This is a genomic window from Streptomyces kurssanovii, from assembly GCF_040677245.1.
Lineage (GTDB): Bacteria > Actinomycetota > Actinomycetes > Streptomycetales > Streptomycetaceae > Streptomyces > Streptomyces kurssanovii.
This window is the reverse complement of record NZ_JBFAQK010000008.1, coordinates 58,944-79,895: the sequence shown is the minus strand read 5'-3', so window position 1 is coordinate 79,895 and position 20,952 is coordinate 58,944. Positions and strand designations below refer to the sequence as shown.

The 20,952-nt window shown below is 71.1% G+C and carries 23 protein-coding genes; 11 read left to right on the top strand and 12 right to left on the bottom strand.

Going from position 1 to position 20,952, the window contains the following annotated elements:
* Positions 1–196 precede the first annotated feature (196 nt).
* The 3 genes from phoU (at position 197) to AB0K36_RS09070 (ending at position 1,653) form a co-directional block, all read left to right on the top strand.
* Positions 197–874 (top strand): phosphate signaling complex protein PhoU, encoded by a 678-nt coding sequence (phoU, locus tag AB0K36_RS09080; RefSeq protein WP_005315637.1) that lies wholly within the window; start codon positions 197–199, stop codon positions 872–874.
* A 115-nt stretch (positions 875–989) separates the two neighbouring features.
* On the top strand, positions 990–1,139 hold the full coding sequence (locus AB0K36_RS09075; RefSeq protein WP_364590442.1) for a hypothetical protein: 150 nt from the start codon (positions 990–992) through the stop codon (positions 1,137–1,139).
* Positions 1,140–1,407: 268 nt separating this feature from the next.
* The gene (locus AB0K36_RS09070; protein WP_364590439.1) at positions 1,408–1,653 is read left to right on the top strand and encodes a hypothetical protein; all 246 of its coding nucleotides are present in this window, start codon (positions 1,408–1,410) and stop codon (positions 1,651–1,653) included.
* Between the two features lie 111 nt (positions 1,654–1,764).
* Here the strand turns inward: AB0K36_RS09070 and AB0K36_RS09065 are convergent, their stop codons facing one another.
* Positions 1,765–2,166 (bottom strand): DUF4234 domain-containing protein, encoded by a 402-nt coding sequence (locus AB0K36_RS09065; protein WP_364590436.1) that lies wholly within the window; start codon positions 2,164–2,166, stop codon positions 1,765–1,767.
* A gap of 141 nt (positions 2,167–2,307) precedes the next feature.
* On the opposite strand from AB0K36_RS09065, the gene AB0K36_RS09060 reads away from it, so the two are divergent.
* Positions 2,308–3,066: a DUF6928 family protein gene (locus tag AB0K36_RS09060; protein ID WP_364590433.1), complete on the top strand. Its 759-nt coding sequence runs from the start codon at positions 2,308–2,310 to the stop codon at positions 3,064–3,066.
* A 67-nt stretch (positions 3,067–3,133) separates the two neighbouring features.
* On the opposite strand, the gene AB0K36_RS09055 is transcribed toward AB0K36_RS09060, so the two are convergent.
* Positions 3,134–3,895, bottom strand: coding sequence for a phosphoglyceromutase (locus tag AB0K36_RS09055; RefSeq protein ID WP_364590430.1), 762 nt, complete (start codon positions 3,893–3,895; stop codon positions 3,134–3,136).
* Positions 3,896–4,048: 153 nt separating this feature from the next.
* Between AB0K36_RS09055 and AB0K36_RS09050 the strand changes: the two genes are divergently transcribed.
* Complete coding sequence (locus AB0K36_RS09050; RefSeq protein ID WP_364590427.1) at positions 4,049–5,377, top strand: MDR family MFS transporter; 1,329 nt, start codon at positions 4,049–4,051, stop codon at positions 5,375–5,377.
* A gap of 31 nt (positions 5,378–5,408) precedes the next feature.
* Here the strand turns inward: AB0K36_RS09050 and AB0K36_RS09045 are convergent, their stop codons facing one another.
* The 3 genes from AB0K36_RS09045 to mshA form a co-directional block, all read right to left on the bottom strand.
* Positions 5,409–7,085, bottom strand: coding sequence for a glycosyl hydrolase family 28-related protein (locus tag AB0K36_RS09045; RefSeq protein ID WP_364590424.1), 1,677 nt, complete (start codon positions 7,083–7,085; stop codon positions 5,409–5,411).
* Between the two features lie 114 nt (positions 7,086–7,199).
* Positions 7,200–7,700 carry a type III secretion system chaperone family protein gene (locus tag AB0K36_RS09040; RefSeq protein WP_364590421.1) on the bottom strand — a complete coding sequence of 167 codons (501 nt, stop codon included), beginning with the start codon at positions 7,698–7,700 and terminating at the stop codon, positions 7,200–7,202.
* Between the two features lie 77 nt (positions 7,701–7,777).
* A complete protein-coding gene (mshA, locus tag AB0K36_RS09035) occupies positions 7,778–9,118 on the bottom strand; it encodes a D-inositol-3-phosphate glycosyltransferase (protein ID WP_364590418.1) in 1,341 nt (446 codons plus the stop codon).
* Positions 9,119–9,320: 202 nt separating this feature from the next.
* Between mshA and AB0K36_RS09030 the strand changes: the two genes are divergently transcribed.
* From AB0K36_RS09030 to AB0K36_RS09020, 3 genes are all read left to right on the top strand, one after another.
* Positions 9,321–10,106 carry a class I SAM-dependent methyltransferase gene (locus AB0K36_RS09030; RefSeq protein ID WP_364590415.1) on the top strand — a complete coding sequence of 262 codons (786 nt, stop codon included), beginning with the start codon at positions 9,321–9,323 and terminating at the stop codon, positions 10,104–10,106.
* A 260-nt stretch (positions 10,107–10,366) separates the two neighbouring features.
* Positions 10,367–11,464: a C40 family peptidase gene (locus AB0K36_RS09025; protein WP_364590412.1), complete on the top strand. Its 1,098-nt coding sequence runs from the start codon at positions 10,367–10,369 to the stop codon at positions 11,462–11,464.
* Positions 11,465–11,729: 265 nt separating this feature from the next.
* A complete protein-coding gene (locus tag AB0K36_RS09020) occupies positions 11,730–12,968 on the top strand; it encodes a PP2C family protein-serine/threonine phosphatase (RefSeq protein ID WP_364590409.1) in 1,239 nt (412 codons plus the stop codon).
* 312 nt (positions 12,969–13,280) lie between these two features.
* On the opposite strand, the gene AB0K36_RS09015 is transcribed toward AB0K36_RS09020, so the two are convergent.
* From AB0K36_RS09015 to AB0K36_RS09000, 4 genes are all read right to left on the bottom strand, one after another.
* Complete coding sequence (locus AB0K36_RS09015) at positions 13,281–13,625, bottom strand: DUF2516 family protein (RefSeq protein ID WP_364590406.1); 345 nt, start codon at positions 13,623–13,625, stop codon at positions 13,281–13,283.
* Positions 13,626–13,755: 130 nt separating this feature from the next.
* The gene (locus tag AB0K36_RS09010) at positions 13,756–14,358 is read right to left on the bottom strand and encodes a hypothetical protein (RefSeq protein WP_364590403.1); all 603 of its coding nucleotides are present in this window, start codon (positions 14,356–14,358) and stop codon (positions 13,756–13,758) included.
* 25 nt (positions 14,359–14,383) lie between these two features.
* Complete coding sequence (locus AB0K36_RS09005) at positions 14,384–14,821, bottom strand: helix-turn-helix domain-containing protein (RefSeq protein ID WP_159690415.1); 438 nt, start codon at positions 14,819–14,821, stop codon at positions 14,384–14,386.
* Between the two features lie 275 nt (positions 14,822–15,096).
* Complete coding sequence (locus AB0K36_RS09000; RefSeq protein ID WP_364590400.1) at positions 15,097–15,690, bottom strand: hypothetical protein; 594 nt, start codon at positions 15,688–15,690, stop codon at positions 15,097–15,099.
* A gap of 291 nt (positions 15,691–15,981) precedes the next feature.
* Here AB0K36_RS09000 and AB0K36_RS08995 point away from each other — a divergent pair, with 291 nt between their 5' ends.
* From AB0K36_RS08995 to AB0K36_RS08985, 3 genes are all read left to right on the top strand, one after another.
* Positions 15,982–16,434, top strand: coding sequence for a hypothetical protein (locus AB0K36_RS08995; protein WP_364590397.1), 453 nt, complete (start codon positions 15,982–15,984; stop codon positions 16,432–16,434).
* A gap of 67 nt (positions 16,435–16,501) precedes the next feature.
* A complete protein-coding gene (locus tag AB0K36_RS08990; RefSeq protein WP_364590394.1) occupies positions 16,502–17,410 on the top strand; it encodes an aminoglycoside phosphotransferase family protein in 909 nt (302 codons plus the stop codon).
* A gap of 49 nt (positions 17,411–17,459) precedes the next feature.
* The gene (locus tag AB0K36_RS08985; protein ID WP_364590391.1) at positions 17,460–18,443 is read left to right on the top strand and encodes a phosphotransferase family protein; all 984 of its coding nucleotides are present in this window, start codon (positions 17,460–17,462) and stop codon (positions 18,441–18,443) included.
* On the opposite strand, the gene AB0K36_RS08980 is transcribed toward AB0K36_RS08985, so the two are convergent.
* The 3 genes from AB0K36_RS08980 to AB0K36_RS08970 form a co-directional block, all read right to left on the bottom strand.
* Entirely contained in the window at positions 18,434–19,336 is a 903-nt protein-coding gene (locus AB0K36_RS08980; RefSeq protein ID WP_364590388.1) for an aldo/keto reductase, read from the bottom strand. The two genes, AB0K36_RS08985 and AB0K36_RS08980, sit on opposite strands and share 10 nt — an antisense overlap.
* Positions 19,337–19,429: 93 nt before the next feature.
* Positions 19,430–20,059 (bottom strand): TetR family transcriptional regulator, encoded by a 630-nt coding sequence (locus tag AB0K36_RS08975; protein ID WP_364590385.1) that lies wholly within the window; start codon positions 20,057–20,059, stop codon positions 19,430–19,432.
* Entirely contained in the window at positions 20,056–20,871 is an 816-nt protein-coding gene (locus AB0K36_RS08970) for a TetR/AcrR family transcriptional regulator (RefSeq protein WP_364590382.1), read from the bottom strand. The genes AB0K36_RS08975 and AB0K36_RS08970 overlap by 4 nt, the downstream gene beginning before the upstream one ends.
* Positions 20,872–20,952: the final 81 nt, after the last annotated feature.

Genomic DNA, 20,952 nt, shown 5'->3' with positions numbered 1-20,952 from the left:
GCATTCAGGTTATGCGGGTCGCGGGGCACTCTCCCAGCCAAACGGGTGGCACCTCGAACAGTCGTCGCTCAGAGTTCACCAAGGGGATAGTGCTGGTTCATTTGGGATGGAGCCGTCGGACTCCTGCCCGGCGGAACGTGGGAGCGTGGGGGTTCGAGCCCCACCCGGACCCCGGTCGTATCAAGAGAGGGACACCATGCGGGACGCGTACCACGAGGAACTGGACTCGATCGGCGAGGGCCTGGTCGAAATGGCCCGGCTGGTCGGGTCGGCGATCGGGCGCGCCACCACGGCCATGCTCGACGCCGATCTCAAGCTCGCAGAGAACGTGATCGCCGGCGACCAGAAGGTCGACGATCTTCAGCACGACCTGGAGGCACGGGCGATCGCCCTGCTGGCGCGGCAGCAGCCGGTCGCCACGGATCTGCGGATCGTGGTCACCTCGCTGCGGATGAGCGCCGACCTGGAGCGCTCCGGCGACCTGGCCCAGCACGTGGCCAAGCTGGCCCGGCTGCGCTTCCCGGACCGTGCCGTGCCGAACGACCTGCACGCCACGATCCTGCAGATGGGGCAGCTGGCCCAGCGCCTGATGGCGAAGGCGGCGGAGGTCATCATCACCAAGGACGTCGACCTCGCGCTCCAGCTGGAGCAGGACGACGACGAGATGGACCTGCTGCACCGCACGCTCTTCCAGCACCTGATGGACGACCGCTGGAAGCACGGCATCGAGACGGCGGTCGACGTGACGCTGCTCGGCCGCTACTACGAGCGGTTCGCGGACCACGCGGTGTCGGTGGCCAAGCGCGTCGTGTACCTGGTGACGGGTGAGCACGCCGACGAGATCCAGCAGCAGACGACGGTGGAGGGCGCGTAACGGCGCCGAGGGGGCGCACGAGGGGGCGCTTGCGCGCATGCGCCGTTGATGCGCCCGGCTCGGCGGGACTGCAATGGGCGTGGCGGCATTCCCGTACGCCCCTGAGGAGGGACCCATGGCCGAATCCCCCACCACCGACCCCCGGCAGGAAGCCCCGCGCGAAGCGGTCCATCTGCCGGTCCTCGGCGCCTGCGGCTGCGGCTCCGGCTGCGGCTGCGGCTGCCAGTCCGGCGCCCCCTGCCAGTGCGGCGGCTGCTGCGGCTGACGCGCACACGCACACGCACGACGAGGGCCCCGTCCGCTCGCGGACGGGGCCCTCGCTGTGGCGCGTCCGGTCGCGGACAGGGCCCTCGCTGTGCCGGGCCGCACCGGTGCTGCAGGCGCACCGCGAATACCAATTACCCCTATTTACAGTAAATTTACCCGATTTGGTTGACATCGCCGGTCCACCCGAGAAGCGTCGGCAGCGGACATGCGCGACAGCCGGCGACGCTCTGCCGCGCAGCCCGATCAAGCTTGGAGGCTGAGCGACTATGACCAGCAGCTTGACGGTGAAGAGGCTGGGAGCGGGGTTCGCGGCGGGAGCCGCGGCATGTGCGCTCGCTCTCGGCGGCGCCGGGATCGCCGACGCCAAGATCCAGCCTGTGCCCGTCTCCTGCACCAACCCGGCCGGCCAGGAGCCCGGAGGCCAGCAGCCCGACTGCAAGGGCGGCGCGCACACCCAGGAGACGGAGAACCGGAACCCGGCGGGCCACGCCCCGGGCGGACACAACAAGTGACCGGCCGCACAGGCTGACCCCTTGCCCCCTGCATCCCCGAACTTGAAGCCCCCTGCCCGTTGGTCCCTGCGGGCAGGGGGCTTGTTCGCGGCTCGACCGTCCCCTCGGACATCAGGCCGCGAGGGGCACCTGCTCGCCCTCCGCCGGGTTCCTGTAGTGGGTCCAGATCTGGTTCAGCTCGTGCTGGTAGTACAGCGCGTGCAGACCGGCGACGATCATGAGGATCAACCCGATCCAGGGATTGCAACTGGGCTGCATCCCGGCCGCCTTCTGCATGTCGGCGATGCGCTGACCCGTGTTGTAGACCGACACGAAGGGCGGCACGATCACGAGCCAGCCGACGAGCACGGCCAGAACCGCGTACGCCGGATTGACCTCGATCCGGCGATCGAAGTCCCGGGCCTCGCGGTTGACCTTGTAGTACCAGACGAAGTGATACACACCCAGAGTGATCAGCGGCCAGATCAGCCACACGAGAAAGATGTTGCGGGGCTTGCCGACACGACCGGACACGACGCACCTCCTGTCACTCCAGTGCATCACGCCCATCGGGACCATGCGCGCGGTGCGGGCCGGGCGCCGTCCCGTCCCCTTCCGTTGTCGGAGGCGAGGGATACGGTGCAGGCCACGATCGAGCGCGTTCGGGGAGGGGCCTTGGGAGCGAAGACCGGTCTGCTGGTGTACGCCGACGGCTGTGTGCCGGACCTGTTGCGGCAGGTGGGAACGGCGGACCGGGGACAGACGTCGACCATGATGCGACGTCTTTATCCGGGGTGCGACGTCGAGGAGTGCGAGGGTTCGGACCTCTACGAGGGCGTGTATCCCTCCGATGGAACGGCCTACGCCGCGAGCTGGCCGGGCGTGGAGATCGTCTGCGATCGGCGCGTGATGATCGATTACCCCTCGCAGCTCCCCGAGCATCTCGTGGCCGCGAGTTCCGGCCGGCGGTTGGTCCTGCACGCCATGCACAGCGTGGTCGACTGGCTGGCGTTCGGTGTGTGGGAGGACGGACGCCTCATCCGGTCTCTGAGCCTGTCACCGGACCACGGGATCATCGAGAACATCGGGGAACCGCTGGCCTTCGAGCTTCCCTACTGGGCCGGGCACCGTCCGGCGGATGTCGTCCCCTGGCCGGGCGAGGAAGAGGAGCCCTACGCCCTGCCGTTCCACCCCCTGGAGCTCGGCGAGGACGCGCTGCGCGCACTCTGCGGCTTCATCCAGGAGGGCATGCCGGAACCGGAGGACGTCGACGCGGAGAACATCGAACTCCATGGCTTCCTCGTACGGGACCCGAACGGCCCCGACCTCGCAGAGAAGGAAGCGGAGCGGAGGCAACTGATGGAAGCAATGGGGCCGCCACGGTTCTACACGATGGGCCCCGACGGCTTGCTGATCGAGCAGAACAGCCCTTAGCACCGCCCGCAGCAATCGGCCCCCTGCCCGCGGAAACCGGCGGGCAGGGGGCCTGATCGTGCTTGGGCTACTTCTTCTTGCCCTGGTTCTTGACCGCCTCGATCGCGGCCGCCGCCGCGTCCGGGTCGAGGTAGGTGCCGCCCGGGTTGACCGGGTTGAAGTCGGCGTCGAGCTCGTAGACGAGGGGGATGCCGGTGGGGATGTTCAGGCCGGCGATGTCCGCGTCGGAGATGCCGTCCAGGTGCTTGACGAGCGCGCGCAGGCTGTTGCCGTGGGCGGCGATCAGGACCGTGCGGCCGGTGAGCAGGTCGGGGACGATGCCGTCGTACCAGTACGGCAGCATGCGCTCGACGACGTCCTTGAGGCACTCGGTGCGGGGACGCAGCTCGCTCGGGATGGTCTGGTAGCGGGCGTCGTTCGCCTGCGAGAACTCGTTGTCGTCGGCGAGGGCCGGCGGAGGCGTGTCGTACGAGCGGCGCCAGAGCATGAACTGCTCCTCGCCGAACTCGGCCAGCGTCTGGGCCTTGTCCTTGCCCTGAAGGGCGCCGTAGTGGCGCTCGTTCAGCCGCCAGGTCCGGTGGACCGGGATCCAGTGGCGGTCGGCGGACTCCAGGGCGAGCTGCGCCGTGCGGATGGCGCGCTTCTGGAGCGAGGTGTGGAGTACGTCGGGGAGCAGACCGGCGTCCTTGAGCAGCTCACCGCCGCGGACTGCCTCCTTCTCGCCCTTCTCCGTGAGGTTGACGTCCACCCAGCCGGTGAACAGGTTCTTCGCGTTCCATTCGCTCTCGCCGTGGCGGAGGAGGATCAGCTTGTACGGTGCGTCGGCCATGCGTCCGAGCCTAATCGACCCGCCGCCGGCGCCGCGCGCCTGCCCGAGGAGCGGACCGTTGACGATCGCCGTCAATTGAGTGGCGGCCGGCGCCTCCCGCTAAGTAAGTTGCGGATGCTCAAGAGGACCATTACAGCCGTGGGGGGCTCCCGTATGTCCATCGCTTCACTCGGACGCGCAGCGCGCACGACCGTCTCGGGCCTGCCCCCCGGCTTCTGGTGGCTGTGGACCTCCACGCTGGTGAACCGGACCGGCGCGTTCGTGCTCACCTTCCTGTCGCTCTACCTCACCCAGGAACTGGGCTATTCGGCCTGGTACGCCGGTCTCGTCATCGCGTTGCACGGGCTCGGCGGCGTGGCCGGGTCCCCGCTCGGCGGGATGCTCACCGACCGGTGGGGCCGGCGGCCCACGATGATCTCGATGCACCTGGCGGGCGGGGCGTGCGCCGCCGCCCTCGCCGTGGTCAGCAGCGCCTGGGGCATCGCGGTCGTGGTGCTCCTGATGGGCGTGGCGATGCAGGCCGTGCGGCCGGCGATCAGCGCGATGATCGCGGACATGGTCCCGGAGTCCGAACTGCGCCGGGCCTACGCGCTGAACTACTGGGCCCTCAACCTGGGCTTCGCCGTCGCCGCGCTCGGCGGCGGCGCCGCGATCTTCCTCGGCTACCGCACCCTGTTCGTGGCCGACGCCGTGGCGACGGCCCTGTGCGCGGTGATCGTCTTCATGCGGCTGGGCGAGACCCGGCCCGCGGCCCGGGTCGACAGTGCCGGCGACAGGGTCGAGGAGGAGCGGGTAACCGTCCTCGACGTGCTGAAGGACGCCCCGTTCCGCACCCTGGTCCTGCTGAACCTGCTGGTCTGCCTGATCTTCACCGCCCCGTGGGTGGGTCTGCCGCTGACCATGGCCGGTGAGGGGCTGTCGGCCGATTCGTACGGCATGGTCATCGCCGTCAACGGTGTGGTGATCGTCGCCCTCCAGCTGCTCGTCAACAGGATCACGGACAAGCGCTCGCCGGCCGCGCTGCTCACCGTCTCCTCGTTGCTCTTCGCCGTCGGCACGGGGGCGACGGCCCTGGCGGGCACCCCGCTGGTGTTCGCGGCGACCGTGGTGGTGTGGACGCTCGGCGAGATGGTGCACGTCCCGACGAACGCCGCCGCCACCGCCCGGCTGTCCCCCGAGCACGCCCGGGGCCGCTACCAGGGAGTGATGGGCATGTCCTGGGCCGTCGCCGGATTCGTCGCTCCGATCCTGGCGGGCTGGGTCGTGGACGGCCCCGGCTCCGACGTCCTGTGGATGGGCTGCGCGGTGGTCGGCGCGGTGGCAGCGGCGGGTTACTCGCTGCTGCTGCGGCGGGCGCTGGCGGAGACGGGCGGTCCGGTGGAGCCTTCGGCGACCAGGACCGTGGAGGTCGCGAAGGCCGCGGAGGTGACCGCCGTGAACGACAAGGAGACCGAGCAGGGCGCGGCCCCCGTCGGGGGCTGACGGGGGCCGGCCCGCGCGGACATGCCGCTGTTCAGCGGCCCAGTCGGCGCTGCGCCTCGTAGAGGTTGACGGGGTGGACCGTGCCGGGGGCTCCGTACGCCTCCAGGCGGGAGTTGAGCGCTCCGGTGAAGTCCGGCACGTCGGTCTGGTCGAACTCGCGGACCTCGCTGATGGCGACGGTGGCGCTGTACGGGGCGATCCCGTCGATCCGGACCAGGCCCGCGCGGCCGTTGGTGACCGTGACGTTCCAGTGGGTGAAGCGGGCGCCGTACAGGGGGCCGGCGCTCGCGTCGCCGCCGTGGCGGCCGTTGTTCTCGACCGTGATCTCGGTGCGGACGCATGCGAACGGCATGCCGCGGTGGGTGTCGAAGGTGCCCATCTCCATCACACCGCGCGACCAGACGTTGCAGCTGGACAGGCCCTCGACGTTGATGCCGTGGAGCTGGGTCCCCGCGGGTGCCGGGACGGTGCGGCGCGCGACGGTGAAGTCCTCGACGAGGTTGTCGTGCGAGCCCTCGCGGCAGAAGTAGGGGTGGTGCGAGCCGCGCCCTTCGACGCGGGTGCGCCGCAGGGTGCAGGCAGAGGCCGCGACGAGGCCGAACCCGTTGTCGACATGGCGCACGGTGACGTCGTCGGCCCAGCAGTCGTACGCGCACTGGAAGGTGACGCCGTTGTAGCCCTTGTCGAGCAGGTGCGGGGACTGCGGCGTCTCGATCGCCGCGAGCGTCAGTCCCTCCACGCCGGAGCCGGTGAGCGGTGTGACGAGGGTGGTGAGTCGGGGGTCCCATTCGGGGCGTACGTCCAGGGGCAGCGGGCGCTCGAGGGTGACCCGGCCGCGTGTGACCGAGGTGATGCGCACGGGCCACTCGTAGGGGACGTAGGACGTCAACTTGGTCTTGTCGTCCCAGACATACGTCTTCGTCCCCTCCCCGTCGCCGGCCATGTGCCGGAGCAGGGTGTGGCCGCCGTCGTCGGCGAGGCGGAGCATCACGAGCTGTCCGCGGCGCAGTCCGGAGGTGTCGGAGACGGTGACGGACCGGTCGCCGCGGCGGGCGGGGGCCACGGTCGCGAGGGTGGTCCACTCGTCGCGCAGGTTGCCGGTCCAGCCCTCGAAGGGCCATGCCTTGGCCCTGATGGCAGCGGTGAGGGAGGCGTAACGGTCCTTCGGGCACAGCCAGATGAGGCCGCCGGCCCAGGACCAGGAGGACTTGTCCCCGCCGTAGCGGGAGCCGTAGGGGCCGATGAGTTCGGTGAGGCTCCTGGTGGCGAGGAGGGTGGTGCGGCCGCTCCCTGCGCCGCGCAGGACGACGTCGCTGTGCCCGATGCGGATGACGTCGTCGATGCGGTACGTGCCCGGCGGGACGAGGACCGTGCCGCCGCCGCGTTCGCCGACAGCGGCGACGGCGCGGTTGATCGCGGGTGCGCAGTCGACGGAGCCGTCCCCCTTGGCCCCGTAGTCGCGCACGTCGGCTCTGACGGGACGCCGCGGGAAGTGACGCGCCCCGGCGCCCCTGCCGGCACTGCCGATGTACGGGATCTGCGGGTGCGTGTAGGGCGCGCGGCGGAACTCCCGCCACAGTTCAGGGGTGGTGCGCGACCGAGCCGCCGCGGGTGCCGCCACGAGGCCGCCGTTCGCGGCGGTCGCCGCGACGGCCGTCGCACCGCCGAGCAGTGCGCGTCTGCTGATGGCTCGTTGATCCGTCCCCATGACGCCACCTTCCATGGATGTGAACGACGTTCATATTTACGTCGGCGGTGAGCATGCCACGAGGACCCGGCGCACCGAAAGAGTCGTGCACCGGGCAACGCGGAAGTAGGAACGTCAGTCGGCGGGCCGCTGGGTCAGGTGCGTGAACGCATCGAGGTTGCGCGTCGATTCGCCACGCGACACGCGCCACTCGTACTCACGGCGGATCGCGCTCGCGAAGCCCAGCTCCAGCAGCGTGTTGAACGAGCCGTCCGCCGCCTCCAGGATCGAGCCGAGCAGCCGGTCGATCTCCTCCGGCGTGACCACGGACAGCGGGAGCCTGCCCACGAGGTAGATGTCGCCGAGCCGGTCGATCGCGTAACTCACCCCGTACAGCTTGAGGTTGCGCTCCAGCAGCCAGCGGTGGACGGCCGCGTCGTTCTCGTCGGGGTGGCGGATGACGAAGGCGTTGACCGAGAGCGAGTGCTTGCCGACGAGGAACGAACACGTCGTGGAAAGCTTGCGCGTGCCCGGGAGTTTGACGACGTAGGAGCCCGTGCCGGGGCTCTCCCATTCGAGGTCGGCGTCCTTGAAGGCCTGCTCGATGACCCGCGTCGCCTGCTGTACGTCAGCCATGGGGCGAGCGTACGTCAGCGGTACACGGCCCGCGTGCGACGGCCGTCACAGCCGCGCGGCCCGCCAGGGGTGACCTGTCAGTGGTGCACGGCGCGCGTACGGCGGCGGTGTTCGTACATGGCCGCCTGGTAGACGTCCGCGGTCGCCGACGCCGCCGCGTCCCAGCCGAACGACTGCGCGTGCCGGGCCGCCGCCGCCCCCATCCGCTCGGTACGCGAAGGGTCGCGCACGAAGCCGGCAAGGACGTCCGCGTAGTGCGCGGGATCGTGCCCCGGCACCAGGAAGCCGGTGCGCTCGTCGCGGACGGCGACCGGCAGACCGCCGACGGAGGCGGCGACCACCGGCGTCCCGGCGGCCTGCGCCTCTATGGCGACGAGCCCGAAGGATTCGCTGTAGGAGGGCATGACCAGTACGGAGGCGGCACGGAACCAGTCCGCGAGCTGCTCCTGGCCGACGGGCGGCCGAAAGTGGACGACGTCCGCGATGCCCAGCCTGGCGGCCAGCTTCTGGAGCCCCTCCGGCTTGGCGAGCCCGCTGCCGCTGGGGCCGCCGACGACGGGGACGTGGATACGGCGCCGCAGGGACGGGTCGCGCTCCAGCAGCGTCGCGACGGCCCGCAGCAGGATGTCGGGGGCCTTGAGAGGCTGTATCCGGCCCGCGAACAGCGGGATGAACGCCTCCTGGGGGAGCCCGAGACGTGCCCGGGCGGCCGCGCGGCCGTCCGCGGGGCGGAAGAGGTCCAGGTTCACGCCCGGGTGGACGACGGCGATCTTCGCCGGGTCGGCGTCGTAGAAGCGGGCGAGCTCGTCGGCCTCCCCCGCGGTGTTGGCGATCAGCCGGTCGGCGGCGTTCACGATCTGCGTCTCGCCGATCACGCGGGTGGCCGGCTCCGGGGTGTCGCCCTCTGCCAGTGCGGCGTTCTTCACCTTGGCCATGGTGTGCATGGCGTGCACGAGCGGCACGCCCCACCGTTCCGCCGCCAGCCAGCCGACGTGGCCGGAGAGCCAGTAGTGCGAGTGGACGAGGTCGTAGTGGCCGGGGCGGCGGGCCGCCCACGCCTGCATCACGCCATGGGTGAAGGCGCACAGCTGAGGCGGCAGGTCCTCCTTGGCCAGGCCCTCGTAGGGACCGGCGTCGACGTGCCGCACGAGGACGCCGGGGGCCAGTTCCACCGCCGGCGGCAGGCCGCCGGCGGACGCCCGGGTGAATATCTCGACCTCGACGTTGATGGCGGCGAGACGCTTGGCCAGCTCGACGATGTAGACGTTCATGCCGCCCGCGTCGCCCGTCCCCGGCTGGTGCAGCGGGGAGGTGTGGACACTGAGCATGGCGACCCGGCGGGGCTTGCGGTTGCCGCCGGGGAACCGGATACGCGGTGCCATCCGGCTGCTGCCGAGGCGGGACACGTACTGGCTCACGTCGGCGGTCCTCTCGCTGCGGGCACGGCAATGCGCGGGGCAAGCGGGTCCCGCACACGCTGACAACAGCGGAGCGGCCCCTTCCATTTCCCCCGGGGATCACTTTGCCGAATCATTACCGTCCACAGCCGCCGCGCCCCTTGCGCCGGGGGCCGCCGACCACGTCCGTTGTGCGCCGGTCCGACCGCATACCCTCTTCTGCATGAACCGTCCCGTCGGCACCGCGACCCGCGGGACGACCAACCCCAATCGGCTGCGCCGCATGGACCGCTGGATCGCGCATGCGCACGGCCCCGCCCTGCGCCGCGCCGACGGGGCCCCCGTGGCCGTCGACCTCGGGTACGGGGCGGCCCCGTGGACCGCGGTGGAACTGCTTCAGCGGCTGCGCACCGCCGATCCGCGGTGCGAGGTCGTCGGCATCGAGATCGACCCGGCGCGGGTCAGTGCAGCGAAGCCGTACGAGCGGGCAGGGCTCGCCTTCCGCCACGGCGGCTTCGAGGTCCCGACGGCGGACCGGCCCACGCTCATCAGGGCCGCCAATGTGCTGCGCCAGTACGACGAGCCGGAGGTGGCCGCCGTGTGGGCGCGACTGTGCGGCCGGCTCGCCCCCGGCGGCCTGCTGGTCGAGGGCACCTGCGACGAGATCGGGCGGCGGCACGTGTGGGTGGCGCTCGGCCCGGAGGGGCCCCGGACGGTGACGTTCGCGACCCGGCTCGGCTCGCTCGAACGCCCCTCCGACCTCGCGGAGCGGCTGCCCAAGGCGCTCATCCACCGCAACGTACCGGGCGAGCCGGTGCACGCCTTCCTCCGGGACTTCGACCGGGCCTGGGCGGCGGCGGCCCCGTACGCGTCCCTGGGCGCCAGGCAGCGCTGGATCAAGGCCGTGACGGACCTCGCGGACACCTGGCCGCTGGCGGACGACCGGAGACGGTGGCGGCAGGGAGAGGTGACCGTGAAGTGGGCGGCACTCGCCCCCAATTCGGGATGAACGGCACCACGATCGAGTGAACGACCCGAACACGGGAACGCACCGGGGGCCTTGCTCGTCAGTGGAGTGGGAAGACCGGCGGGCGCGCTCAGGGGTGGGTGATCTGCGGGGGTGATCTGCGCGCCGAACTGCCGAGCGACCCTGTCACTTTCGCGTACGTCATGACACCATCACGACGTCACGCCCAAGTTACTGACGGTTAATCACATTCGGTTGTTCCGCAGCAGCCGGATTCCAGGCGTTCGTCCGAAGGGGGAGTCGTGAACCGACGCCACTGTGCCACTGCCGCGATCACACTGGTCTGCGCTCTGACGCTGCTGGCGTCCCCCGGCACGGCCTTCGCGGCCCCCGAGCCGGCCCCCACGACCCCGGCGTCCGTCACCCGGCCGGGCGCGCTCCCGCCGCCCCCGCCCGCCGCGCCGAACGGGTCGCTCGAGGAAGTCCGTCTGGAGATAGACGCCCTCTACCGCAAGGCCGCGTCCGCGACGGACGCGTACAACCTCGCGGAGGAACAGACCCAGAGGCAGTCGGCCGAGATCGTGAAGCTCGCGCAGGAGATGGCCAAGGGCCAGGCCAGGATCCAAGAGCTGAAGAACCGCGCCGGCGCCGCCGCCCGCGCCCAGTACCGCGCGGGCGGGCTGCCTCCGGAGGCGCAACTGGCGCTGGTCGACGATCCCCAGCTCTTCCTCGACGGCGTCGGCCGGATCCAGCAGGGCCAGAAGGCCACCAAGGACCTGATCACAGAACTGACCCGCACCCAGGACGACTTGGCCACCTACACCAAGGACGCCAGCGCCCAGTGGGAGAGGCTCGAGGCCAACCGGGCCAAGAAGGAGAAGGCCCAGAAGGAGATCAAGGAGCGGATCGCCGCCGCCAAGAAGCTCGAGGACCAGCTCGAGAAGGAGGAGCTGGCGACCCTCCTGCAGCTGGAACAGCGGGCGCAGTACGACGCACAGGCCGCCTGGCTGGACTCCGGCGCCCTGAAGGGCGTGGGCGGCACGGCGAGCGAACAGGGCCGCGAGGCACTCCGGTTCGCGACGAAGCAGCTCGGCAAGCCGTACGTGTGGGGCGCCGAGGGGCCGGACTCCTACGACTGTTCGGGGCTCACCTCACAGGCGTGGGCCGCCGCCGGCCGCACCATCCCCCGCACCTCGCAGGAACAGTGGCGGCGGCTGCCCCGGATCCGCATCCAGGACATGCGCCCCGGCGACCTGATCATCTACCACTCGGACGCCAGCCATGTCGGCATGTACATCGGTGACGGCGCGATCATCCACGCGCCGCGGCCCGGCAGGAACGTAACCGTGGCAGGAGCCGGCTCGATGTCCATCCTCGGCGTCGTCCGCCCCGACAAGTGACGCCCAGCCGCCGGGACCACGGCGGCTGGACGCGGACACGACGTCGCACGTGACGCACGCCACGTGGGGGAAGGGGCGAAACGGGCGCCCGGGGTGATGTTCGTCATGGGCCACCCGGCAACTACGCCCCTATGCGCGGCATATGCCATCGGCTCTTCGCTGATCGCCATTCCGTTCGGCCACCGCATACCGCTATGGTCCCCGTCTGGCGGGTCGTCGATCGTCGTCCTGCCGTGCCCTCGGGGGGAGGGAAGGAACAACACCGATGCCCGTACCCGTACCGCGACAGAGGAACGTCCCCGTCGCGGAGACCGCCCCCGGCGGAGCCGGCGGCGACCTGATACTCCTCGTCATCGAGGACGACCCTGCGGGCACCTTCAGCGTTCCCGGTCTGCTGGACGCCGCAGGTGCGCGCGTCCGCATCCGCACCGCCCGGAACCTCACCGAGGCCGAGCGGCTGCTCACGGACGACGTCCACTGCGTCCTCGTCGACCTCGCGCTCCCCGGACGCCCGCAGGACGACGCCCTCGGCGCGCTCAAGCACGTCCTGCGCCTCGCGCCCCGGCACGCCGTGCTGGCACTGACCGCGTCCGGCGACACGGAGCTGGCCGCGGAGGCCGTACGGCTGGGCGCTCAGGACCACCTCGTCCGCGAGGAGCTCGACGGACGCCTGCTGACCCGCGCCGTGCGGTACGCGGTGGAGCGCAAGCGGGCCGACACCGCCCAGGTGAAGCTCGCCGAGTCCCGGCTGCGCGCCCAGGAGAACGCCCGGCTCGAGCGTGGCCTGCTGCCCACCCCCCTGCTGGAGGGCTCGGACCTGCGCTTCGCGGCGCGCTACCGCCCGGGACGCTCCCGCGCCCTGCTCGGCGGCGACTTCTACGACACCGTCCGCACGCCGGACGGCACGGTCCACGCCATGATCGGCGACGTCTGCGGCCACGGCCCGGACGAGGCTGCCCTCGGCGTGGAACTGCGCATCGCCTGGCGGGCCCTCACGTTCGCCGGGCTGTGCGGCGACGACCTGCTGTCCACGCTCCAGCAGGTGCTGGAGCACGAGCGGGAGAGCGACGAGATCTTCGCCACGCTCTGCACGGTGGACATCTCCGCCGACGGGCGGCGGGCCGGGCTCTGCCTGGCGGGCCACCCCTCCCCGCTGATCGCCCGGCACGGCCGGGCCGCACAGCTGCTCCCCTACGACGACGGCGGCCCGGCGCTCGGGCTGCTGCCGCGTGCCCGCTGGCCGCGCCGCCAGGTGGAGCTGGGCGGCTCCTGGAGCCTGATGATGTACACGGACGGACTCATAGAGGGCCGCAAGGGTCCGGACACCAAGCAGCGGCTGGGGCAGGACGGCATGCTCGCGATGATCAACCGGCAACTGTCGGCCGGGCTGGACGGTGAGTCGCTCCTCGAGGCCGCCGTCGGCGAGGTGCGCGACCTGAACGGCGGCGACCTCACCGACGACGTGGCGGTGCTGCTGCTGAGCCGCGACGGGACCCGCCGCTGAGCGACGGTCCGCGCCGCGGTCACCGGTGGTCCCCGGCGTCCCCCGTCCGGCACCACGCAGGCGGTCGCGCGTCGCGTCACCGGTCCGGGCATCGCGGTCGCCGGTAGGCCCTCGCATCCCCGGTCCGGCACCACGCAGGCGGTCGCGCGTCACCGGTCCGGGCATCGCGTCAGCCGTCGCGTGCCGCGGTCATGTGCGGCGATCCTGGGCAGGGCACCACAGGCACCGGCCGAGGCTCGTGGCGGCGGCGAACGCCGGACGTCGAGAACAGGCACACCTACGAGTCGGCAGGTGCGAGCGACCTTTCGGCGGTCAGCGGCCGCCGTTGTAGGGGCCGTACGGGCCGTCGCTGCTGGAGCCGCCACGCCGCCTGCCGCCTCCGGAGACCTGCTGGAGGGCGGGGCGTACGTCGACGAAGAAGACGATCGTGGCGATCAGGCCGGCGATCTGCAGGAACAGCATCGAGATAAACGGAATCAGGTTCACGGCGACAGCGACACCGAGGATGACCAGCCAGAACGGCTTGGTCTTCTTGTCGGCGGCCCGGTAGGCGTCCTCGCGGGCCACGGCGGCCATGACGAAGGCGGCCACGGACGTGACGAGGAAGACCAGATTGACGATCATCCATAGCCCGAAGTCGAACTTGTCAGCCAGCATCCTCAGCACCGCCTACTCAGTGGTTGGTGTCGCCTGCCTCGCGGCTCGGACACGCCCCAAGGTACCTCCGAGGATGCCCGCAGGACCATGAACGTGCCGGGCGCCGCCTCCAGCGGCGCCCGCGCATCGCTCACTTCGCGGCCGGCGGCGTGCTCTTCTTGGCGGCCGGCTTGCGCACGGCGGGCTTGCGCACGGCCGACTTCTTGGCCTCGGCGCTCTGCGGCTCCGCGGCGGCGGCCACGGGCTTCTGCTCGGCGTCGCTCTGCTTGCCCTTCGCCGGCTCGGGCTCCACGGCGACGGCGATCTCGGTGATCTCCTCCGCCGCGTCGCCACGCCACGCACGCACGGTCTGCTCGCCGTGCTCGGCGACCTTCTCGTACGTCTCACGGGCCTTGACCGCGTACTCGGCGGCGACGCCGACACTGCGCAGCGCGAGGTCCTGGGCGCTCTCGCCCAGCTTCTTCAGGTCGGTGTCGAAGTTCCCGATCACCTCGGCGACCTTCGCCTGCACGGTGGCCTGCGCCTCCTTGGCCTGCGCGGTCACCTTCTCCTGCACGGCCTTGGGGTCGGTGTTGCGCACGGCGTCGATACGGTTCGGCGCCTCGGCGGCCAGCTGCTCGATCAGCGCGGGCACCTTCCTGGCCTGCTGGACGGCGAGGTCGGCGGTGCCGGCGGCGAAGTAGAGGGGAGTCGGGTCGGTGAGGGTCTTACGCAGGTCATCGGTGATGGCCATGACTGTGGTCCTCCCGGAACGCAGATCAGTTCGTCTTCGGTTCGGCATCGCCCGTGCCGGCCGTGCGGGGGCCGTCAGCGGCGGTGTCCTCGTGGGCTTCCGTGGCAGCGGCGGTCTCGAGCCCGTTCTCCTTGCGGAAGGACTCGTAGATCTGGAGAAGCACCTGCTTCTGCCGCTCGTTGATGGAGGGGTCGGCCAGGATGACGGCACGCGTCTCCAGCTCGTCCCGCTCCTGCTCGTCCAGGATCCCGGCCCGCACGTACAGCGTCTCCGCCGAGATCCGCAGGGCCTTGGCGACCTGCTGAAGAACCTCGGCGCTCGGCTTGCGCAGCCCGCGCTCGATCTGGCTCAGATACGGATTGGACACCCCGGCGGCGTCGGCGAGCTGCCTCAGGGACAGCTGCGCGTTGCGCCGCTGTTCGCGGAGGTACTCACCGAGATTGCCGACGTTGAGCGATGCCATGCACCGATGGTGCCGCACCCGTGCTAACTATTGCAAGCAACTGCTTGCAATAGTGTCGCAAGCAACACCCGGACGGAGTATGACTTCCAGCGTCAGCTGTCCCCTTTCAGTAGTTGTTGTCACCGGTTGCGCCTGAGCAAGATGGTTGTTGCTTGAGGGAGGACAACCTGTCACCGCTCGGCTTGGCGGACTCCCGTGCAGGCGAGGACTGAGCCATCCCGGCGAGTACTGCCCGGTCCATCTGCCCTCCCCTCGCACGGCGCTCCGCTGTCCGCTCAGTCGTCAAAGTGGAGCTCAGGTCGGCTCCAGACAGTGAGGTCGCTGCTGGTGGCGACCGCCAGGGTCAGGCCGGAGGGAGAGAACCCGGCTGCGCGGAGTTCTGAGTACTCGGAGTGGAAGACGTGCCACCACGTCCCTCCCGCCGGCCCTTTGTGAGACCCTCCGTCGGCGGAGAGGATGATGCGGTCGTGAGGCCACTCGGGGCTGACGACGTCCAGGGTCCAGCCGTCCGGTGTCGTGCTGTGCAGGCCGCCGCCGAAGAGCCCGGCAATGCGCACCGGGACGCCTGCGATCGGGCCGAGCCCAGGACAGGCGAGGTCCGGGTGGGCGTCGGGGGTGCTCGTTTCGGGGTCAGGATCCCGGTCGCGGGCGATCTTCTCGCCGGTGACCGCATCGAAGACTCCATGGCCGTCGCTGGACACGACCATGACGAGGTCGTGACCGCTGTCGGGATGAACGGCGAACCCGATGCCAAGCAGACCCCCAAGGGGAGTCCTGCGGTCCAGCACTGGCTGCCACGGCTCGGGAGCCGGCATGACGATGGCGGCGAGGTAGCGCTCGCGCAGCTTCTGCTGATGGTCCGTGATCAACTCGTCTCCTCGGTGCGATCCGCGTCGAGGGTCTCCCGCGCAACGGCCCACGTCGACTCGGAATTTCGCTCTCGTCGTCGTAGGCGATCCAAATCGTCACGCTCGCGTGATCCCTCAGCCGGAAGACGACGCGTCCGGGAGGACCCGCCGACAAGGTAAGGAGGTTCCGGGCACCGACGCTATGGGCGGACATGCGCGTTCAGTTGGCCGCCTGCTGTCGGTGGCCGCCGGGGAGGCGCGGGCCGAATTATGTGGATGCCGAGTCCTGGGCCGGTCGGGCAAGATCCGGGTGTGTCCACCGACATCAGCGGAATGATCGAATGTCGACCAGGGGCGCGCCTCTGGGGTCCCGACGACCCGGACTCCGTGTGGGAAGCCGCCATCGATCTCTTCCTGCTCAACCGGGGTAACGCCTATGACGGCCTCGCCTGTCTCTTCGGAGTCCGAAATTCCTTCGGCTTCGTCCCTCTGGCCGAAGGCCGTGGCTTCCCGGACGATGCGTCGGTAGGGCTGAGGAGCGAGTACGCGGCCCATGGGGGACCCGGTGACGTATTCGGAACGACATGGGTCACCTGGGCTGAGGTCACCGCCGTCGATTGGCACGAAACAGACAGCACCGGCACCCGAAGCCGGGCCGCTGCCGCAGGTGACGGGAGCGACTGGGGGCGAGTATGGAGCGTCATGGGCACGCTCAGCGAGGTCCACGAGGCGGAGAACGTGCGGCTCGTCGTGTGGTTCCACTGACCACGCAGCAACCAGCATCTCCGGAAAGTCACTCGCTTCCCGCTCCGTCCGCGGCGAGACTTCCGGCGTGACGCTTCACGAGAACGAGATCCCGGTCGACGAGACGCTGGTCCGGTCGCTGCTGGAGGCGCAGCGGCCGGAGTGGGCCGGTCTGTCGCTCGCGCCGGCGGGCGAGGGCACGGAGAACACCATGTACCGGCTGGGCGACGACCTGCTCGTGCGCCTTCCACGGACCGCCGACAAGGGAGAGTCCTTGCGGAAGGAGCAGGAGTGGCTTCCCCGCCTGGCGCCCCTCCTGTCCCGTCCGGTCCCCGAGCCCGTCCACGCCGGGACGCCCACGGCCGCCTTCCCCACGATCTGGTCGGTACACCGCTGGATCGACGGTGACCAGGCCGGCCCGGACACCGTCACGGACTGGTCCGCGTTCGGCGCCGACCTGGCGGCGGTCGTCGGCGAGCTGCACAGCGTCGACCTCATGGGAGCGACGCGCGCCGACGACCTCAGCTGGTACCGCGGAGGCAGCCTGGGGCCGTGTGACGAGTGGGTCGGCCGAGGTTTCGACGACTGCCGGACCACCGTGGGTTCCGAGCTCGACGTCGACGCCCTGGAACAGCTGTGGCGCGCCGCGCTCGCGCTGCCCGAGCCCTCCGCACCTCACGTGTGGCTCCACGGCGACCTCAAGCCGACCAACCTCCTGGTCCGGGAAGGAAAGCTCCACGCGGTCATAGATTTCGGGGCGCTCTCGGTCGGCTTCCCCGATGCCGAGCACTCCACCGTCTGGGACCTGCCGGCACAGGCACGGCAGGCCTATTGGGACGCTTTGAGCCTCGACGACGTGACCTGGGCCCGCGCCCGCGCCTGGGCGATCGCCGTGGGCATCAGCGGGATCTCCTACTACTGGGACACCTATCCCGCCTTCGTCGCCGAATGCCGGGCACGGCTTCAGGCGATCCTCGCCGACGCCGCGACGCGTTGAGCGGATTCGCCGGCTCATGAGGCGCAGCGCGGGCCGTAGGGTTTCGTCCATGGGCGGGGACTCGGACCACGGACGGAGCCAGGAGCGCGCCGAGGACTGGGCGGCGACGCGCGCCTGGGTGAGTGGGCAACTCGCGGAAGGCGAACGGATCGAGGGCGTCGAGCGGCTTCTCGGCGGATGGACGTCCACGATGCGGCGCCTGCGCGTCACGGGGCCCGCGGGCGCGGAACGCACGCTGGTGCTCCGGTCGTTCGTCCAGCCGTTCTACGTCCGGCACGCGGCGGGACTCCTCACTCGCGAGGCCCGCACGCTGCGTCTGCTCGCACCGGCCGGCGTGGTGCCGGTGGCCGAGTTCCGGGCCGTAGACCCGGACGCAGAACACTGCGACCATCCCTCGCTCCTGATGAGCCTGCTCCCGGGGCGTGTCCGGCTGGAGCAGAGCGGCGCCGGCCGCCGGGCCGCCCTGCTCGCGGACCAGTTGGTACGCATCCACCGGCTGGACGTACCCGAAGGGGAGCGGCCTCGCGCCTACCAGGCGTGGACCGCTCCCGACCGCGTCCGGCTGCCCGGGGCGACGGACCGGCCCGCCGTGTGGCGGCGCGCGGTCGACGTCATACGCCGGGACCCGCCCGCCCACCGGGCCTGCTTCCTGCACCGCGACTTCCATCCCGGGAACGTCCTGTTCACCGGGGCGGCGGAGGAGCCGCGGATCAGCGGTGTCGTCGACTGGGTGGAGACCTCCTGGGGCCCCGCCGACCTGGACGTCGCACACTGCTCCACGGCGCTCGCCCTGCTGCACGGCCCCGAAGAGGGCCTGCGCTTCGCGGACCGCTACGCCGCCGCCGGCGGGCGGCTCGCGGAGGATCCGGCCGACCACCTCTACTGGCGGATGCTCGACGCGCTCGCCTTCGCGCCGGACGCCGAGAAGGTCGCCGTCCCATGGCGGGAGCTCGGGCGCACCGACCTGACCGCGCGGGTGGTCGCAGGGCGTCTGGAGGACTACCTCGAAGCGCTGCTGCGCCGCTACGGCTGAGGCTCCCGCCCGGCCCCGTCCAGCAGTGCCATCTCGTCGGCCGAGAGCCGGAGGGAGCCGGCGGCCACGTTGTCGGCCAGGTGGTCCGGATTGCCGGTGCCCGGGATCGCGAGCACGTGCGGGCCGCGCTGCAGTGTCCAGGCGAGCCGGACCTGCGCCGGGGTCGCGCCGTGCGCCCGGGCGACGGCGCGGACCTCCTCGCCGTCGGCGCCGCTCGCGCCGGCCTCCCGGCCGTCGCCCGCGATCGCGAAGAACGGCACGAACGCCACGCCCTGTTCGCCGCAGGAGTCCAGGAACGCGTGGTGCTCCGGCGAGGCACCCACCCCGTACGGGTTCTGCACACACACGACCGGCGCGATGGCGCGGGCCTCCTCGAGGTGGTGCGGCCTGACGTTGGAGATGCCGAGATGGCGGATCAGACCGGCGTCCCGCAGTCCGGCGAGGACCTCGAAGTGGGCCGCCAGCGAGCCGGTTTCACCGCTCCGCGGGACGCGGAGGTTCACCACGTCCAGGTGGTCGCGCCCGAGCTGCCGCAGGTTTTCCTCGACCTGTCCCCGCAACTGCTCCGGCGAGGCCCACCACCAGTTCCCGGACGGGTCGCGGCCCGGCCAGACCTTGGTGGTGATGACGAGGTCGGAAGGGTACGGGTACAGGGCCCGGTTGATCAGCTCGTTGGCGGACCGGGTGGCCGAGAAGTAGAAAGCGGCGGTGTCGATGTGGTTCACGCCGAGCTCCACGGCCCGCCGCAGCACCGCGACCGCCCTGGCCCTGTCCAGGGGAGCGCCGTCCGCGTCCGCCGTCAAGCGCATCGCGCCGAACCCGATCCGGTTGACCGTCAGGTCACCCAGCTGCCAACTCCCCGCGGCGGAGGTGGTGATCGTCTCTGTGGTCATCCCGGAAGTCTGACACGCACGCCGGCCGGACGACGGGGAGCGGGCGACGGCCCCGGCAGCGCAGCGGCCGGGTGAAGCCCGCCGCACCGGGATTCACCCCAGACCGGCCCGGAGCTGCGCGAAGGCCTGATCGGCCGCCGCCACCGCGTCCGGCGCGATGTCCCCGGCCCGTTCACCCGCCTCGATCCGCCGCCAGTTCTCCTCCGCGAGGACGCGCAGCACGGCGACGATCTGCCCTGCCGCCAGCCGGGCGCCGAGCCTTCGAGACCCCGCCGCGCACAGCGCCTCCGCCAGTGCCCGTTCCGATCTGGCCCGGTAGGCGTGCAGCCGCGTCACCAGGCTCGGCGTTCCGTACAGCAGCCGGTGGAAGGCGAGCACGCCCTCTTCGTCGTTCAGCCCGGTGACCGGGTCGCGACGTGCCAGGCCGTCGAGGACGTGGCGGTGCAGCGCCTGGAGCGGCGGGACACCGGCCGGCCGGGCGGCGACCACACGCGCGGTCTCGTCCTCGTGATCGGCGAACCGGTGCAGCGCCAGGTCCTCCTTCGTGGGGAAGTACCGGAACAGCGTCGGCTTCGAGACGTCCGCCGCGGCCGCCACCTCGGCGACGGAGACCGCGTCGAAGCCCCGCTCGAGGAAGAGCGCGACGGCGGCGTCGGAGATCGCCCGGTAGGTGAGGCGCTTCTTGCGCCCGCGCAGCCCCGTTCCGCTGTTCGCGCCGCTCATTCCCGCGGCCCTCCCTCGGACCGCGCCCCGCCCGCGAGGCGCTTCTCGACCAGGACACCCACCCCGTCCAGCAGCCGCTCCAGACCGAAGACGAACTCGAAGTCCTGGGTGTCCGGTTCGTACATCACCCGCGACTCCAGCAGGCGGGCGAGCGCCGGATAACGCTCGGCGTCGGCGAAGCGCTCCAGAGTGTTCGCGTAGCGGCGCATGACCACGTCGGGGGACTCGCCGCTCGCCGCGATCGCCGCTCCGAGGTCGGCCATGAGCAGTGCCTCGTTGCGCACGAAACCCCCGACCAGCAGGACCACCGAGATCTTCTCGCCCTCGTCGAGACCGGTGTCCGCGAGGGCGGCGAGGCCGCGGTCCCACCAGGCGACCGAGTTGGGGGTGGCCGGCGGGCCGGAGATGGGGATGCGCAGCATCCACGGACTGCGGTGGAAGACCTCGCGCTGCGCCCACGCCCAGGCCGCCAGCGCCTCACGCCAGCCGGTCCCGGGGGCCGGGGGTTCGGGCGGCAGGCCGACGGCCTCCTCCAGCATCAGGATGTAGAGCTCGTCCTTCGCGGCGACGTACCGGTACAGCGACATGGTGGAGACGCCGAGTTCCTTGGCGACCCTCCCCATGGAGACCGCCGGGAGCCCTTCGGCGGACGCCACGGCGACGGCGGCCGCGACGATCCGCTCGATGCCGATCCCCGGCTTGGGGCCTTTCCCGGGGCGTTTGCGCAGGCCCCACGCCGCCTCGATGCTCGCGGGCAGCCCGGACTCCGTCCTCGCACCGTCCGGGGCGCGCCTGCGTCCACTGCCCGCCATCGACTCCGCCGCCTTCTGCTGTCGTCCGCTGCCGCCGCCCTCTCGCGCTTGACGCCCATCCTAGTAATGCGTAACCCTTAC